The following is a 14,651-nucleotide window of genomic DNA, read 5'->3' as shown; positions in this document are numbered from 1 at the left end:
GCGAGGTCGAATTCTTCGAAAACCCAAGCGCCCCTTCCGAACCGCGGGCACCACGCGAAACCGCAGCGCATCGGCCCGGTGTCTCGTCCTGCCCGGAAACCGGCGCTGTGGGTTTCACCCACACAGGTGTAAACGACGGGAACGTGCGGGGCGCCGAACCCGTTGTCGGGACATGGAGCGGTGTGCGGGACTTCGGGCACCGGCGCAAGCGGCCGGCGGGATGAAGCCGGCCGCCGCGCCCGCTGTCACGCAGGGGCGTGGACGCCGGAAAACGCTGTCGTGTCAAGGTGAAAACCGCCTCCGGCCGATGGTCCGAACGAGTACCGCGGCGCCGGCCTCGGGCTACTCGCGGACGCGCTCGGTGATGGTTTCCCGTTCTGTGATATCCCCCGGCTCGGGGGGTTTTGTGACGCGGCTTACCCGGCTAACGTGCACCGCTATAGCCGTTCCGCACGGCAGGGAGGTGAACAGCCGATGACCCTGGTGCCGGCGGAAAGCTGAACTCTCCCCGTCGGCTCCCCAGCGAATACCGAAGAGCTCGAACTCATCCAGGAGTGAGGGAGGTCGTGTATGGACATCGTGGTTAAAGGTCGCAACGTGGAGGTGCCCGAGCACTACCGGGAGCATGTGAGCGAAAAGCTCGCACGACTGGAACGCTACGACAGGAAAGTCTTCCGTTACGACGTGGAGCTCTTCCATGAGCCCAACCGCAGGCAGTCCAAGAACTGCCAGCGGGTGGAGATCACCGGCAAGGGCAAGGGCCCGGCTGTGCGTGCCGAAGCCTGTGCCGGCGACTTCTACGCCGCGCTCGACGCGGCGGTGAGCAAGCTCGAAAACCGGCTGCGTCGCATGGCCGACCGCCGCCGGGTGCACTATGGGCGGCGCTGCCCGGAATCGGTCGCGGAGGCGACCTCCCCGATGTCGGCCGCGGTGCCGGCAGGTGGAATGGCCGCGGCGAGCACCGCGGTGCTCGAGGCGCCCGCCCCCATCGAGACCGAGGTCTCCGAAGGCGCCGAGCTCGACCTCCCCATGCAGCGCTGGGAAGAAGACGAGGCCATGGGCCACCAGCCCGGCCGCGTCGCGCGCGAGAAGCGCCACTCAGCCGAACCTATGACGGTCGACCAGGCCCTCTACCAGATGGAGCTGGTCGGACACGACTTCTATCTCTTCAACGACGCCGAGGCCGGACTGCCCAGCGTCGTCTACCGGAGGAAGGGCTTCGACTACGGCGTGATCAGGCTCGGCTGACGCCTGCCACGACCCGCCGGACGGCCCGCACGCACACGAGCGTGCGGGCCGTTCCGCGTGCTATCTCCCGACGTGCGTGCACGTCGGGACCGTCCTTCCCTACGATGGAGGCGGCGCACGGTCCGCCCGGGGCACGCCCGGGCGCATTTCCCAGACAGCTAGTGAGGTCGACCGGATGGTTCTCAACCGCCTGCTGCGCGCGGGCGAGGGCAAGATGCTCAAGCGGCTGCGCAACATCGCCGAGCACATCAACACCCTCGAAGACGAGGTGAAGGACCTCTCCGACGCCGAGCTGCAGGCCAAGACCGACGAGTTCCGCAAGCGGCACGAGGACGGCGAGTCACTCGACGAGCTGCTGCCGGAGGCGTTCGCGGTCGCCCGCGAGGCCGCCTGGCGGGTGCTGGGCCAGCGGCACTTCGACGTCCAGCTGATGGGCGGCGCGGCGCTGCACCTCGGGCAGGTCGCCGAGATGAAGACCGGTGAAGGCAAGACGCTGACCTCCGTGCTGCCCGCCTACCTCAATGCCCTCTCGGGCAAGGGCGTGCACCTGGTCACGACGAACGACTACCTCGCCAAACGTGACGCGGAGTGGATGGGCCGGGTGCACCGGTTCCTCGGCCTCAAGGTCGGCGCGATCCTTTCGGAACTGCCGCCGGACCAGCGCCGCGAGGCCTACAACGCGGACATCACGTATGGCACGAACAACGAGTTCGGCTTCGACTACCTGCGCGACAACATGGCCTGGACGCTGGACGACTGTGTGCAGCGCGGGCACAACTTCGCCATCGTCGACGAGGTCGACTCGATCCTGATCGACGAGGCGCGGACCCCGCTGATCATCTCCGGGCCCGCCGAGCAGTCGGCCCGCTGGTACGTCGAGTTCGCGCGCATGTCGCCGATGATGAAGAAGGACGTGCACTACGAGGTCGACGAGCGCAAGCGCACCGTCGGCGTCACCGAGAAGGGCGTCGCCTTCGTCGAGGACCAGCTCGGGATCGACAACCTGTACGAAGCGGCGAACACCCCGCTGGTCGGCTACCTGAACAACGCGCTGAAGGCCAAGGAGCTCTACAAGCGCGACAAGGACTACATCGTCCGCGACGGCGAAGTGGTGATCGTCGACGAGTTCACCGGCCGCATCCTGCACGGCCGCCGCTACAACGAGGGCATGCACCAGGCGATCGAGGCCAAGGAAGGCGTCGAGATCAAGGCCGAGAACCAGACGCTGGCCACGATCACGCTGCAGAACTACTTCCGCCTGTACAACAAGCTCTCCGGGATGACCGGTACGGCGGAGACCGAGGCCGCGGAGTTCCACCAGACCTACAAGCTGGGTGTGGTGCCGATCCCGACGAACCGGCCGATGATCCGCAAGGACGAGACGGACCTGATCTACAAGGGTGAGCCCGCGAAGTTCGAGGCGCTCGCCGACGACATCCAGGAGCGGCACGAGAAGGGCCAGCCGGTCCTGGTCGGCACCACCAGCGTCGAGAAGTCCGAGTACCTGTCGAAGCTGCTGCTCAAGCGCGGGGTCCCGCACGAGGTGCTGAACGCGAAGTACCACGAGCGTGAAGCGCTGATCGTCGCCCGCGCGGGCCGCAAGGGACAGGTCACGGTCGCCACCAACATGGCGGGCCGTGGTACCGACGTCGTGCTGGGCGGCAACCCGGACATCATCGCCGACGAGCGGCTTCGCGAGCGCGGGCTGGACCCGGTGGAGCACTCCGAGGCCTACGAGACGGCTTGGCCGAAGGTGCTCGAAGAGGTCAAGGCCGAGGTGAAGGCCGAGGCCGAGGAGGTCCGCGACGCCGGCGGGCTGTACGTGCTCGGCACCGAGCGGCACGAGTCCCGCCGGATCGACAACCAGCTGCGCGGTCGTTCCGGCCGCCAGGGCGACCCGGGCGAATCGCGGTTCTACCTGTCGCTGGGCGACGAGCTGATGCGGCGGTTCAACGCGGCGATGGTCGAGCGCGTCATGACCACCATGCGGCTGCCGGACGACCAGCCGATCGACCACAAGATGGTCTCGCGCGCGATCAAGAGCGCGCAGACGCAGGTCGAGCAGCAGAACATGGAGATCCGCAAGAACGTCCTCAAATACGACGAGGTCATGAACGAGCAGCGCAAGGTGATCTACGCCGAGCGCCGCCGCGTGCTCGAGGGCGAGGACCTCAGCGAGCAGATGAAGCACATGCTCCGCGACGTCGTGACCGCGTACGTCGAGGGCGCCACGGCGGACGGCTACGCCGAGGACTGGGACCACGAGAAGCTGTGGACGGCCCTCAAGCAGCTGTACCCGGTGTCGGTCGAATGGGATTCGCTGGCCGAGGAAGAGGAGGACGACCTCAGCTCGGACTTCCTGCTCAGCTCGCTGCTCGAGGACGCCGAGCAGGCGTACGCCCAGCGCGAAGCGGAGATCGACGCCAAGGTCGGCGAAGGCGCCATGCGCCAGCTGGAGCGCCAGGTGCTGCTCTCGGTGCTGGACCGCAAGTGGCGTGAGCACCTCTACGAGATGGACTACCTCAAGGAGGGCATCGGGCTGCGGGCGATGGCCCAGCGCGACCCGCTGATCGAGTACCAGCGCGAGGGCTTCGACATGTTCAACGCGATGCTGGACTCGTTGAAGGAGGAGGCCGTCGGCTTCCTGTTCAACCTGCAGGTGGAGCAGGCCGAGCCGCAGCAGCAGGCCGCCGAACCCGCCGCCGCGATCCCCGCCGCGGGGCGGCATTCGCAGCCCACCCCGCAGCAGCCGGTGCAGCAGGAAGAGCCGAAGGAAAGCGTGCCGTCCGCGTTGCGCGGCAAGGGACTCGGCGGCGACGGCGGCAACGGGCAGGGCGGGCTGACCTACTCCGGCCCCGCCGAGCAGGGCGGCGTGCAGTCGCGCGGTGGCTCGGCGGCGAAGAAGTCCGGCGCCGGTAAGCCGGGCGACGGCCAGGGCACGCGCCGCGAGCGCCGCGCCGCGGCCCGCGCGGAGGCGAAGAAGTCGAAGAAGGGCGGCCAGTAGGCATCCCGGGACAGCAGTGCGGGGCTTCGCCACGGCGAGGCCCCGCACTGCTGTTCAGGCCCGGTTCTTCGAGGGGAGCACCAGGTCGACGTAGGTGCACCGCCAGCCAGGCTCGGTCAGCTCGAAGCGCGCCATCACGCCGTACCCGCGCGATTCGGCGACGGCGATGCCGGAGGCCTCGTACGCGGACGGGCCGAGCGGCGAGATGCGCACGCGGTTGAGCGTGAACCTGGCGCCCCTGATCCGGGTCGACACCGTGAGCTGCCGCAACAGCCGCGGGTGCACCAACCCCCGCAACTGGACGAGCGGCCGGAGGCCGGTGCGCACCTCGAGCACCGCAGTGAGCACGGCACGGACGTACGCCGGCGTGAGCTTGCCGCCGGGGCCGGGCGCGGTCAGCGCCAGCGAGTCCCGCAACGGGAGCAGGTCCAGCACGAGCTGGCCGTCGAGTTCGGTGAAGCGGCTCAGGCCCTGCAGCGGTTCGTAGGTGTGCAGCGGTCTCAGCATGGCAGTGGACAGCAAGACGTTCCCCCAGTGTGTTTTCGGACTACTGAGGCAAAGGGGGACGATCCGGCCTGATTCGGGTGAATGCCGCCCGAACTGGTGAAACGGTATCGTCGGGCCGATGTTCCGAGGGCTGATCGTGGACTACGCGGGCGTGCTGACCGACCCCGACGCCGCCGACCTGTACGCCGCCGTCGACGGGTTGCGCGACCGCGGTGTGCGTACGGCGCTGCTGTCCAACGCCCCGGGCGGAGGCACCGCGAAGGCGAAGCTCTCGGCCTTCTTCGACGCGCTCGTCTTCTCCGGCGAAGTCGGCTTCGCGAAGCCCTCGAAGGAGGTCTACCTGATCGCCGCCGAGCGTCTCGGCCTGCCCGCCGACAACTGCGTCTTCGTGGACGACTCGCGCGGCAACGTCGCGGGCGCCGTGGCGGCGGGTATGACGGGGGTGCACCACACGTCCGTCGAGGCCACGCTGGCGGAGCTCAGCGCTTTGTTCCCCGCCTGACCAGCTCGAAGCACAGCACGGCCGCGGCGGCCGAAACGTTGAGCGATTCGACGTCGCCGGGCATCGGGATGGACACCCAGCCGGTCAGGTACTCCTCGACGTCCGGGGAGATCCCCGCCGTCTCGCCGCCCAGCACGAAAGCCGCCCGCTCCGGCAGCTCGGCGTCGAAGAGCCCTTCGCCACCGGTCGCGCCGAGGCCGTAGAGGCGGTAGCCCGCATCGCTCAGCAGGCCGGCGGCCTCGGCGGCCGTCGCGCAGCGCAGCACGGGAGCGCGGAACGCGACCCCGGCGGAAGCCTTGACCACCAAGGGATCCAGGGCCGCCACACCCCGCCGCGGCACCACGATGCCGCCGACCCCGGCGGCCGTCGCGCTGCGCAGGATCATGCCCACGTTCGCCGGCGTGGTGATGCCGTCCAGCACCAGCACGCGCTCCGGCAGCGGCGCCGACGACAGTGCCGCGGTGAGCGGGCGCATCCTCGGCGCGACCACGTCGGCCAGTACGCCCTGGTCCTGTTTTCCGTTGCCCGCCAGCACTTTCACCCGATGCGCGCTCGCCCGCCGCACCTGCACTCCGGCGGCCTTCGCGGCACGCTGGATCTCCGCCGCGCCCGGCCCGCGCGCGGTGTCGGCGAGGATCACCTTGTCGACCCGCAGCTCCGGATCGTCCAGCGCTTCCAGTACCGGCTTACGGCCGTAGACGGTCAGGAAACGATCTTTGGGGGACACCGTGGTGTTGCTTTCGTGCACGGGCTTAGTACACCAGGGTGTGCAACGGGCCGGCCGCTTCCCCACCGCCACCCTCAACGGAGACGCGTTCGCGCCGCTAGATTGACCCATATGCCCGACCGCCTTTCCGCGCTGGACGCCTCCTTCCTGTACCTGGAAGACGCCGTGACGCCCATGCACGTCGGCGGGGTGGCGGTCTTCGAGAGACCACGTGACGGCTTCGACTACGAGCAGCTGCTCTACCTGGTTTCCCAGCGTCTCGGCTACCTCCCGCGCTACCGCCAGCGCGTGCTGAACGTGCCGGGACACCTGGCAAGGCCGGTGTGGGTGGACGACGCCGACTTCGACCTGAACTACCACGTCCGCCGCTCCGCGCTGCCCGGCCCCGGCACCGACGAGCAGCTGTTCGACCTGGTCGCGCGGCTGATGGCCCGCCCGATGGACCACGAGCGCCCGCTGTGGGAGGCGTACTTCGTGGAGGGGCTGGAGCACGGCCGGGTGGCGCTGGTGACCAAGACGCACCAGGCCATGGTCGACGGGATCGGCACCGTCGAGCTGGGGCAGCTGATCCTCGAGGCGACGCCGCAGATCTGCGAGCCCTACGAGGACACCTGGAGCGCGCGGCGGGCCCCGTCGACGAGCCAGCTGGTGCTCGACGCGATCAGCGAAACCGTGCAGCAGCCCGGCGCGCTGGTGGAAAACGTCCGCGCCGTGCTGGGCGACGCGGCCGCGACGGCGGACAAGGTAGCGGACGCGGTGGGCGGGGTGGTTTCCGCCCTGCGCACGATCGTCAAACCCGCCCCGGCGGGCCCGCTGAACACGCACGTGTCCGGCGGCCGGGTGTTCGCGGTGGTCCGTACGAAGCTGGAGGACTACCGCAAGATCCGGGCCGAACAGGGCGGCACGATCAACGACATCGTGCTGGCGGCCATCACCGGCGCGCTGCGGGAGTGGCTGCTTTCGCGCGGCGTCGCGATGCACGCCGGCGAAACCGTGCGCGCGCTGGTGCCGATGGCGGTGCTGGAGCCCGACACCTTCGAGTTCTCCACTGCCGGCCTGGTGAACAACCAGGTCGAGGCCCATCTCGTCGAGTTGCCGGTCGGCGAGCCCAACCCGACCCTGCGGCTCCAGCACATCAGCCACGGCATGCGCGCCCACACCGATCCGAACCGTTCGGTCGCCGCCCGTGCCATGCTGAAGGTCGGAGGGTTCGCGCCCGCCACGATGCACTCGCTGGCGGCGCGGGCCGCCGGGTCGTTCTCCGGCCGCATCTTCAACCTGGTGATCACGAACTCGCCGGGGCCGCAGGTGCCGTTGTACGCGGGGCAGGCGAGGATGACGGAGATGTACCCGGTGATTCCGCTGGCTCGCAACCAGGCGCTGGCCATCGGGGTCACGTCGTACCACGGGAACGTCTACTTCGGACTGAACGGGGACCGCAAGGCCGTGTCCGACGTCGGCAACCTCGCCATCATGGTCGAGGAAGCACTGGAAGAACTGAAGGGTGCGCACTGGTGAGGGTTTATCTGCCTGCGACGATCGACATGCTGCGCAAGCTGGTCTCCGATGGCAAGCTGCAGCCGATCGGTGGCACGGGGTTCGCGCTCACCCCCGCGCTGCGGGAGTCCTACGTCAGCGGGGACACCGAGGAGCTGGAGTACGCCGCGCTGCTCGACGCCGCGCGGGCGTCACTGCGGCTGCTGGGCGCGGACGAGAAGGAGCGCCCGCGCCGGGTCGTCATCTCGGTGGACACCGAGCACGCCACGGTCCGGCCGGACCTCGACGCGGCCGCGGTGAAGGTGTCCGGCCCGATCCTGCTGGACGACATCGCGGCGGTGCACGTCGACGCCGAGGAGGCCGAGGACGCCGTCCGCGCGGCCGCGGAGATCATCGACGCCGCCGATCTCGGCGATCTGGACGCCGAGTTCACCCTCGGGGAGGCCGAGGACCACGAACTCGCCTGGTACGCCCCGCAGGAGCTGCCGTTCCTGCTTGAGCTGCTCTAACTTGGGTAGACAGGCCACAAGCCCGTCGCTCAGGGAGGTAGCCCGATGGATGCCATTACCAGCGTGCCCGCGCCCCGCAATGAGCCGGTCCGGGGTTATGTGCCTGGGAGTCCCGAACGGGAGTCGCTGCAACGCCGGATAGCCGAGCTGGCGGGGACCAAACACGAGCTGCCGCAGACCATCGGCGGCCGGAAACGGCTCGGTGGCGGGGATTCCTTCGACGTGGTGCAGCCGCACGAGCACGCGCACGTACTCGGCGTCGCCGCGCAGGCGAGCCGGGAGGACGTGGCGGACGCGGTTTCGGCGGCGAAGCAGGCCGCGCCCGCCTGGCGTGACCTGCCCTTCGACGAGCGCGCCGCGATCTTCCTGCGCGCCGCGGACCTGATCGCCGGCCCGTACCGGGACACGCTGAACGCGGCCACCATGCTCGGCCAGTCGAAATCCGTGCAGCAGGCCGAGATCGACGCCGCCTGCGAGCTGATCGACTTCCTGCGGTTCAACGTCCACTACGCGCGGCGCATCCTCGCCGAGCAGCCGAACTCGGTGCCGGGCGCGTGGAACAGGATGGAGTACCGCCCGCTGGACGGGTTCGTCGTGGCGATCACCCCGTTCAACTTCACCGCGATAGCCGGGAACCTGCCGACGGCACCGGCGATGCTGGGCAACACGGTGGTGTGGAAGCCGACGCCGACGCAGCAGCTCGCGGCGCATTTCACCCTGCAGGCGCTGGAAGAGGCGGGCCTGCCACCCGGCGTGGTCAACCTGGTCACCGGTGACGGGCAGGCGGTCAGCGAGGTCGCGCTGGCCGACCCTGGCTTCGCCGGACTGCATTTCACCGGTTCCACGGCCACGTTCAAGTTCCTGTGGCGGCGTATCGCGGAGAACCTGGACCACTACGGCAGCTATCCGCGCATCGTCGGCGAGACCGGCGGCAAGGACTTCGTGGTCGCGCATTCCTCGGCGAACCGGGAAAAGCTCGCGGCGGCCCTGGTGCGCGGTGCTTTCGAGTACCAGGGCCAGAAGTGCTCGGCGGCGTCACGGGCGTACCTGCCGCGCTCGCTGTGGGAAAGCGGTTTCCGTGACGAGCTGGCGGACCTGACCCGCACCGTGAAATACGGTGACATCTCGGACTTCTCGCTGTTCGGCGGCGCGGTGATCGACGCACGCGCGTTCGCCAAGCACGACCGCCTGTTGTCCGGTGTGGACGGTGACCCGGCGCTGGAAACGTTGGTGGGCGGGCATTGTGACGATTCGATCGGTTACTTCGTGGAGCCGACCGTGCTGCTGTCGGAGGATCCGCGCCACGAGGTGTTCAGCACCGAGTACTTCGGCCCGATCCTCGCCGTGCACGTCTACGAAGACAGCGAGTACCAGCAGATCCTCGAGACAGTGGACAGCACGGCGCCGTACGCGCTGACCGGCGCGGTGTTCGCCGACGACCGCCATGCGGTGCGGCAGGCGCACCACGCGCTGCGGTTCACGGCCGGCAACTTCTACGTCAACGACAAGCCGACCGGGTCGATCGTCGGCCAGCAGCCGTTCGGCGGCTCGCGTGCCTCGGGCACGAACGACAAGGCGGGCTCGCTGTTCAACCTGATGCGCTGGGCCAGCCCGCGTTCGATCAAGGAAACCTTCGACGCGCCAACGGGAATCGGCTACCCGCACATGGGCTGAGCCGCCGGGCGCCCGCGCGGGACGCCCGGCTGGGAGTGCTCAGCCGGGGAGCTTGAGCTCGCCGACCTGGTCCGCGGGCGGAGCCTGCACGTCGACCGGGGTGCCCCAGTCGCTGTACTTCATGGTCAGCGTGGCAGGCCCGGTGCCGCCGCCCGCCGCCTTCATGACCTCGGTCAGGTTCTCGGTGAACTGCATCGGCAGCTGGTCCTTGTCCAGCCACACCTCGACCGGGATCGTGCTGACCTTGCCCTTCAGCTGCGCGATCGCCGCCTGCGACAGGCTGCCCTCGGCCAGCTTGTCCGCGACCTTCGCGAGGTCCATGTCGATCCAGTAGTGCGTGGCCTGCTGCCCGTCGAGGGTGGTCTCCTCGCTGCGCTTGATGGTGCCCGCTTCCTGGATCTGCTGGAGCGTCTGGCTCGGGTCGTTCTGCTGCGCCTGCGCCGCGCCCATCTCCTTGCCCAGCGCGCTGTCCGGGTCGACCTTGCCCCAGGGCTTGCCCCCGGTCATCCGCGCCCGGGTCTGCTCCGGGAGCTGGATGTACATGGTCTTGTCCACGTACCGGATCTCTTCGTCGACCGTGGCCACGTGCATGGTCATCCGCATCGCCGTGTTCTCGCCGTCGAACCGGCCCGCGCCCTGGCCGTTCATGTCCAAGCCCGCGATCGAGGACTCCATCGAGAACTTCGCGGACTTCGCCTTCTCGGTGCCGTTCGTGGCGGCGCGGACCAGCTCCTGCGCATTGCCGAACAACTGCGGGTCCGTGCTCGCCGTGCCGTTGATGGCGTGCGCGCCGCAGCCGCTGAGCGAGATCACCAATGCGGCCGCGCCCGTGGCGAGAGCCGTTTTCTTCATCCTGCAGCCCCTGTCTACTGAATGTGACAGAGGATCATGTTTCCAGACCGGCCCGCGACGCAAGCAATCTCCGCAAAGATCGCAGCCGTTTGTTTTCCCCGACCTCGTCGAGCATGCAGTCAGGGTCCTCCGGCGCACCCAGATGGCCACAACCCGGCGGGCATTCCTCGGCGGCTTCGGCGAATTCCGGAAACGCGGAGACGATGTCGTCGGCCGTGATGTGGGCCAGCCCGAAACTGCGCACGCCGGGGGTGTCGACCACCCAGCCGCCGCCGGGCAGCGGCAGCGCGACGGCCGCGACCGAGGTGTGCCGCCCCTTGCCGACCGCGCTGACTTCCCCCGTCGCCAGTTCCGCGTCCGGCACGAGGCGGTTCACCAACGTCGATTTGCCCACCCCGGAATGACCGACCAGCGCCGACACCCGGTCCCGCACGGTTTCGGTCAGTGGCAAGGAATCCTCGTCGAACCGGGTGACCAGCGTCGGCACGTCGAGATCGGCGTACAGCTCGAGCAGCTCGTCCGGCGAGGCGAGATCGGCCTTGGTCAGGCACAGCACGGGGCGCAGGCCACCGGCGTAGCAGGCGACCAGGCAGCGGTCGATGAACCCCGTGCGCGGCGGCGGATCGGCGAGCGCGGTGACGATCAGCAGCTGCTCGGCGTTCGCCACCACGATCCGCTCATACGGGTCGGTGTCGTCGGCCGTGCGGCGCAGCACGCTGGTGCGCTCCTCGACGCGGACGATGCGGGCCAGCGTGTCCGGCTTGCCGCTCACGTCGCCGACCAGGCCCACCTGATCGCCCACGACGACCGGGGTGCGGCCCAGCTCGCGGGCTCGCATCGCCGTCACGATCCGGCCGGGATCGTCCTCGACCGCGCACGTCCATCGGCCGCGGTCGACCGCGGTGACCAGGGCGCGGACGGCGTCGGCGTGCTCCGGACGGCGCTTGCTCCTCGGCCGCGTGCCGCGCCCGGGGCGCACCCGGACGTCGCTTTCGTCGAGCTTGCGCCAGTCCCTGCCGCCCAAACCGTCACCTCTTCCCGGCGAGTATGTCCGCAACGATGATCCCGCATCTGTGTCACGATGGTTTTCCGAGCACCTGCGAGAAGGAGATGGGCGGATGTGCGGTCGCTATTCGGCGACGAAGAATCCCGCGGCCCTGGTCCAGGAGTTCGACGCGGTGGACGAGACCGGCGGGAAGGCGCGCGACGAGGACTACAACGTCGCCCCTACCAAGAACGTGGTCACCGTGGTGCAGCGCCACCCGCGTGACGCCGAGGGCAACGTGCTGGACGAGGAGCCCGCGGTCCGCAGCCTGCGGGTGATGCGCTGGGGCCTGGTGCCGTTCTGGGCGAAGGACCCGTCGGTCGGCAACCGGATGATCAACACCCGGGCCGAGACGGCGACGGAGAAACCGGCGTTCAAACGCGCGCTCGCCAAGCGGCGGTGCCTGGTGCCCGCCGACGGCTGGTACGAATGGCGCCGGGCCGGCAAGCAGAAGGAACCGTTCTTCATGACGGGCGAGGACCTCGCCTTCGCCGGGATCTGGGAGAGCTGGCGCGACAAGAAGGACGCCGACGCCGAGCCGCTGATCACGTTCTCGATCATCACCACCGACGCGATCGGCAGGCTCACCGACATCCACGACCGGATGCCGCTGCTGATGACCAAGGACCGCTGGAGCACCTGGCTCGACCCCGACCGCGACGACGTCGGCGAGCTGCTCACCCCGCCCGCCGACTTGGTGGACAAGCTCGAGCTGCGGCCGGTCTCGGACAGGGTGAACAACGTGCGCAACAACGGCCCCGAGCTCGTCGAGCGGGTCGAAGCCGGGCAGGCCGACCTCGACGCGCCCCTGTTCGATCTGCCGAAATGACCCGGATCGACATCGAGACGCCGCACGGGCCCGCCCGCGCCGAACTGCACTGCGCGGAAGAAGGCGCGGCGGTGCTGATGCTCGGACACGGTGCCGGCGGCGGGATCGAAGCCAAGGACCTGGTCGCTGTCACGCGTGCCGCGCAGGCGGCCGGCGCGCACGTCGCGCTGGTGGAGCAGCCGTATCGCGTCGCGGGCAGGCGCGCGCCGGCGCCCGCGAAGCAGCTCGACGCGGCGTGGCTCGCGGTGGCCGAGGACCTGGCGAAGCGGTTCGACGGGCTCCCGCAGGTGTTCGGCGGGCGCTCGTCGGGCGCCCGTGTTGCCTGCCGGACGGCGGGCGACGGCCAGGCGGCGGCGGTGCTGTGCCTGGCGTTCCCGGAACATCCGCCGGGCAAGCCGGAGAAGTCGCGTCAGCCCGAGCTGGACGCGGTGACCGTGCCGACGCTCGTCGTGCAGGGGGAGACGGATCCGTTCGGGCGCCCGGAAGCGGGGCCACACCACGAAGTCGTGGTCATCCCCGGCACGCACGCGCTGGACAAGGATCTCGACGGGCTTTCGCGGACCGTCTCGGAGTGGCTCTCGCGGGTGTTGCGCCCGCTCAGCTGACCGCGATCGACGCGACGGTCGCCGAGGCCAGGTCGATCAGGTCTGTCGGCGCGAGCTCGATTTCCAGGCCGCGCCGCCCGCCCGAACAGAAGATCGTTTCGAAGTCCTTCGCGGACTCGTCGATCACGACGGGCAGCCGGGTGCGCTGGCCGAGCGGGGAAATCCCGCCGAGCACATAGCCGGTGGCGCGCTGGGCCGCGGCCGCTTCGGCCATCTTCGCGCGTTTCCCGCCGGCCGCGGCGGCCAGCGCCTTGAGGTCGAGCGAGCCGGTGACCGGGACCACCCCGACGGTCAGCCTGCCGTCGACGTCCGCGACCAGGGTCTTGAACACCCTCGCGGGTTCGACGCCCAGCGCCTCCGCGGCTTCGAGCCCGTAGGACTCGTGCTTCGGGTCGTGGTCGTAGGTGTGCAGCGTGTGCGCGATCTTCCGCTTCGCGAGCGCCGCCGTCGCCGGAGTTCCCTTGCCTGCCATGGGAGCCGACCATATGCCGGGACGTCGCCGGTGAGGGGAATGCACCCGGCCGTGTCTTCGTTATGGAGATCGTGATGACGAAACTGGCTCATCCCAGCGACCGGCTCGGGGTGTTTCCCCTCACCGGTCGGCCTGCCGTGCCCGGCCAGGTCAAACGGTCCCGCGTATCCTCGGAGGCGTCCTACGCGCACGGGGAAGGGAAAGGTTTGCCGAGCACGCCGAACGACGAGACATCGGGCTCCGACCAGGAGCGCCCCGAGGAGCGCGCCGAGCGTTTCGAGCGGGACGCGATGCCGTTGCTGGACCAGTTGTACTCGGCCGCCATGCGGATGACACGCAACCCCGCCGACGCCGAGGACCTGGTGCAGGAGACCTACCTCAAGGCCTATGGGGCGTTCAACTCCTTCAAGGAGGGGACGAACCTCAAGGCCTGGATGTACCGCATCCTGACCAACACCTACATCAACGGCTACCGGAAGCGCCAGCGCCAGCCGGTGCAGCAGCCCACCGAGGAGATTTCCGACTGGCAGATCGCCCAGGCGGAGAGCCACACCTCGAGCGGGCTCCGGTCGGCCGAGGTGGAGGCGATGGACCGTCTCCCGGACAGCGACGTCAAGGCGGCTTTGCAACAGCTGCCCGAAGAGTTCCGGCTGGCGGTGTACCTTGCCGACGTCGAGGGATTCGCCTACAAGGAAATCGCCGAGATCATGGACACACCGATCGGCACCGTGATGTCGCGGCTGCACCGCGGCCGCGCCCAGCTGCGCAACCTGCTCGCTGACGTCGCGCGGGAGCGTGGCTTCATCCGTGGTCAGCAGCAGGAGGTGGCGCGATGAACGCCCCGGAGCCCGCGAAGGACACGGTCCACTGCGAGGAAGCGCTCGCGGAGATCTACCTGCTCCTGGATCGTGAATGCAGCCCGGAGCGGGACGCGGAGCTGCGCAGGCACATCGACGACTGCCCGCCGTGCCTCGAGGAGTACGGCATCGACGAGCAGCTCAAGCAGCTGCTGGCGCGTAAGTGCGGGGGCGAGCACGCCCCGGCCGAGCTGAAGCACAAGCTGCGCGCGTCGATCAGGCAGACGGTGGAGCGCCGCGGTGGGGTCACCGTCGAGCGCACCGAGGTGCGGGTCGAGCGGCAGGACTGAGGGCTTCGACGAGAAAGGCCCCGGCGGGATCGC

The 14,651-nt window shown here is 69.3% G+C and carries 15 protein-coding genes; 10 read left to right on the top strand and 5 right to left on the bottom strand.

Annotated features, from left to right (window positions below; translation table 11 throughout):
• The first annotated feature begins 570 nt into the window (after positions 1–570).
• Together hpf and secA are read left to right on the top strand one after the other, a co-directional pair.
• Positions 571–1,248 carry a ribosome hibernation-promoting factor, HPF/YfiA family gene (hpf, locus tag FPZ12_RS12100; RefSeq protein WP_144748938.1) on the top strand — a complete coding sequence of 226 codons (678 nt, stop codon included), beginning with the start codon at positions 571–573 and terminating at the stop codon, positions 1,246–1,248.
• 175 nt (positions 1,249–1,423) lie between these two features.
• Positions 1,424–4,252 carry a preprotein translocase subunit SecA gene (gene secA, locus FPZ12_RS12095; RefSeq protein WP_144748937.1) on the top strand — a complete coding sequence of 943 codons (2,829 nt, stop codon included), beginning with the start codon at positions 1,424–1,426 and terminating at the stop codon, positions 4,250–4,252.
• 54 nt (positions 4,253–4,306) lie between these two features.
• Here the strand turns inward: secA and FPZ12_RS12090 are convergent, their stop codons facing one another.
• Positions 4,307–4,759 (bottom strand): Rv3235 family protein, encoded by a 453-nt coding sequence (locus FPZ12_RS12090; protein WP_144748936.1) that lies wholly within the window; start codon positions 4,757–4,759, stop codon positions 4,307–4,309.
• Positions 4,760–4,877: 118 nt separating this feature from the next.
• On the opposite strand from FPZ12_RS12090, the gene FPZ12_RS12085 reads away from it, so the two are divergent.
• Positions 4,878–5,261, top strand: coding sequence for an HAD-IA family hydrolase (locus FPZ12_RS12085; protein WP_144748935.1), 384 nt, complete (start codon positions 4,878–4,880; stop codon positions 5,259–5,261).
• Here the strand turns inward: FPZ12_RS12085 and FPZ12_RS12080 are convergent.
• Entirely contained in the window at positions 5,239–6,009 is a 771-nt protein-coding gene (locus FPZ12_RS12080) for a TrmH family RNA methyltransferase (protein ID WP_243769803.1), read from the bottom strand. The two genes, FPZ12_RS12085 and FPZ12_RS12080, sit on opposite strands and share 23 nt — an antisense overlap.
• Before the next feature lie 90 nt (positions 6,010–6,099).
• On the opposite strand from FPZ12_RS12080, the gene FPZ12_RS12075 reads away from it, so the two are divergent.
• Genes FPZ12_RS12075 through pruA form a run of 3 tightly spaced genes read left to right on the top strand, consistent with a single transcriptional unit; the run spans position 6,100 to position 9,668 of the window.
• The gene (locus tag FPZ12_RS12075; RefSeq protein WP_144748933.1) at positions 6,100–7,506 is read left to right on the top strand and encodes a WS/DGAT/MGAT family O-acyltransferase; all 1,407 of its coding nucleotides are present in this window, start codon (positions 6,100–6,102) and stop codon (positions 7,504–7,506) included.
• Complete coding sequence (locus FPZ12_RS12070) at positions 7,503–7,994, top strand: DUF6912 family protein (RefSeq protein ID WP_144748932.1); 492 nt, start codon at positions 7,503–7,505, stop codon at positions 7,992–7,994. The genes FPZ12_RS12075 and FPZ12_RS12070 overlap by 4 nt, the downstream gene beginning before the upstream one ends.
• Positions 7,995–8,039: 45 nt before the next feature.
• Positions 8,040–9,668, top strand: a complete 1,629-nt coding sequence (gene pruA / locus FPZ12_RS12065) for an L-glutamate gamma-semialdehyde dehydrogenase (protein WP_144748931.1) — start codon at positions 8,040–8,042, stop codon at positions 9,666–9,668.
• A 39-nt stretch (positions 9,669–9,707) separates the two neighbouring features.
• Here pruA and FPZ12_RS12060 read toward each other — a convergent pair whose 3' ends face one another.
• Complete coding sequence (locus FPZ12_RS12060) at positions 9,708–10,520, bottom strand: SCO4651 family lipoprotein (protein WP_144748930.1); 813 nt, start codon at positions 10,518–10,520, stop codon at positions 9,708–9,710.
• A gap of 34 nt (positions 10,521–10,554) precedes the next feature.
• On the bottom strand, positions 10,555–11,544 hold the full coding sequence (gene rsgA, locus FPZ12_RS12055; RefSeq protein WP_144748929.1) for a ribosome small subunit-dependent GTPase A: 990 nt from the start codon (positions 11,542–11,544) through the stop codon (positions 10,555–10,557).
• A 94-nt stretch (positions 11,545–11,638) separates the two neighbouring features.
• Between rsgA and FPZ12_RS12050 the strand changes: the two genes are divergently transcribed.
• Both FPZ12_RS12050 and FPZ12_RS12045 read left to right on the top strand, forming a co-directional pair.
• On the top strand, positions 11,639–12,394 hold the full coding sequence (locus tag FPZ12_RS12050; RefSeq protein WP_144748928.1) for an SOS response-associated peptidase: 756 nt from the start codon (positions 11,639–11,641) through the stop codon (positions 12,392–12,394).
• Positions 12,391–12,999, top strand: a complete 609-nt coding sequence (locus FPZ12_RS12045) for an alpha/beta hydrolase family protein (RefSeq protein ID WP_144748927.1) — start codon at positions 12,391–12,393, stop codon at positions 12,997–12,999. The genes FPZ12_RS12050 and FPZ12_RS12045 overlap by 4 nt, the downstream gene beginning before the upstream one ends.
• Here the strand turns inward: FPZ12_RS12045 and ybaK are convergent.
• Complete coding sequence (gene ybaK, locus FPZ12_RS12040) at positions 12,992–13,471, bottom strand: Cys-tRNA(Pro) deacylase (RefSeq protein WP_144748926.1); 480 nt, start codon at positions 13,469–13,471, stop codon at positions 12,992–12,994. The two genes, FPZ12_RS12045 and ybaK, sit on opposite strands and share 8 nt — an antisense overlap.
• Before the next feature lie 74 nt (positions 13,472–13,545).
• On the opposite strand from ybaK, the gene FPZ12_RS12035 reads away from it, so the two are divergent.
• Together FPZ12_RS12035 and rsrA are read left to right on the top strand one after the other, a co-directional pair.
• Positions 13,546–14,307: a sigma-70 family RNA polymerase sigma factor gene (locus tag FPZ12_RS12035; protein WP_243769802.1), complete on the top strand. Its 762-nt coding sequence runs from the start codon at positions 13,546–13,548 to the stop codon at positions 14,305–14,307.
• Entirely contained in the window at positions 14,304–14,618 is a 315-nt protein-coding gene (gene rsrA, locus FPZ12_RS12030) for a mycothiol system anti-sigma-R factor (RefSeq protein ID WP_144748925.1), read from the top strand. Before FPZ12_RS12035 ends, rsrA begins: the two co-directional genes overlap by 4 nt.
• The last annotated feature ends 33 nt before the right edge of the window (positions 14,619–14,651 follow it).

The organism is Amycolatopsis acidicola (assembly GCF_007713735.2).
GTDB lineage: Bacteria > Actinomycetota > Actinomycetes > Mycobacteriales > Pseudonocardiaceae > Amycolatopsis_E > Amycolatopsis_E acidicola.
The sequence above is the reverse complement of the archived record's forward strand: the minus strand, read 5'-3'. Positions and strand labels throughout refer to the sequence as shown.

What these genes read in the sequence shown, in the direction of transcription:
- pruA (WP_144748931.1), top strand. Translation starts at nt 8,040, where the DNA reads ATGGATGCCATTACCAGCGTGCCCGCGCCCCGCAATGAGCCGGTCCGG.
- hpf (WP_144748938.1), top strand. Translation starts at nt 571, where the DNA reads ATGGACATCGTGGTTAAAGGTCGCAACGTGGAGGTGCCCGAGCACTAC.
- rsrA (WP_144748925.1), top strand. Translation starts at nt 14,304, where the DNA reads ATGAACGCCCCGGAGCCCGCGAAGGACACGGTCCACTGCGAGGAAGCG.
- FPZ12_RS12035 (WP_243769802.1), top strand. Translation starts at nt 13,546, where the DNA reads ATGACGAAACTGGCTCATCCCAGCGACCGGCTCGGGGTGTTTCCCCTC.
- FPZ12_RS12075 (WP_144748933.1), top strand. Translation starts at nt 6,100, where the DNA reads ATGCCCGACCGCCTTTCCGCGCTGGACGCCTCCTTCCTGTACCTGGAA.
- FPZ12_RS12050 (WP_144748928.1), top strand. Translation starts at nt 11,639, where the DNA reads ATGTGCGGTCGCTATTCGGCGACGAAGAATCCCGCGGCCCTGGTCCAG.
- ybaK (WP_144748926.1), bottom strand. Translation starts at nt 13,471, where the DNA reads ATGGCAGGCAAGGGAACTCCGGCGACGGCGGCGCTCGCGAAGCGGAAG.
- secA (WP_144748937.1), top strand. Translation starts at nt 1,424, where the DNA reads ATGGTTCTCAACCGCCTGCTGCGCGCGGGCGAGGGCAAGATGCTCAAG.
- FPZ12_RS12060 (WP_144748930.1), bottom strand. Translation starts at nt 10,520, where the DNA reads ATGAAGAAAACGGCTCTCGCCACGGGCGCGGCCGCATTGGTGATCTCG.
- FPZ12_RS12045 (WP_144748927.1), top strand. Translation starts at nt 12,391, where the DNA reads ATGACCCGGATCGACATCGAGACGCCGCACGGGCCCGCCCGCGCCGAA.
- FPZ12_RS12090 (WP_144748936.1), bottom strand. Translation starts at nt 4,759, where the DNA reads ATGCTGAGACCGCTGCACACCTACGAACCGCTGCAGGGCCTGAGCCGC.
- FPZ12_RS12085 (WP_144748935.1), top strand. Translation starts at nt 4,878, where the DNA reads ATGTTCCGAGGGCTGATCGTGGACTACGCGGGCGTGCTGACCGACCCC.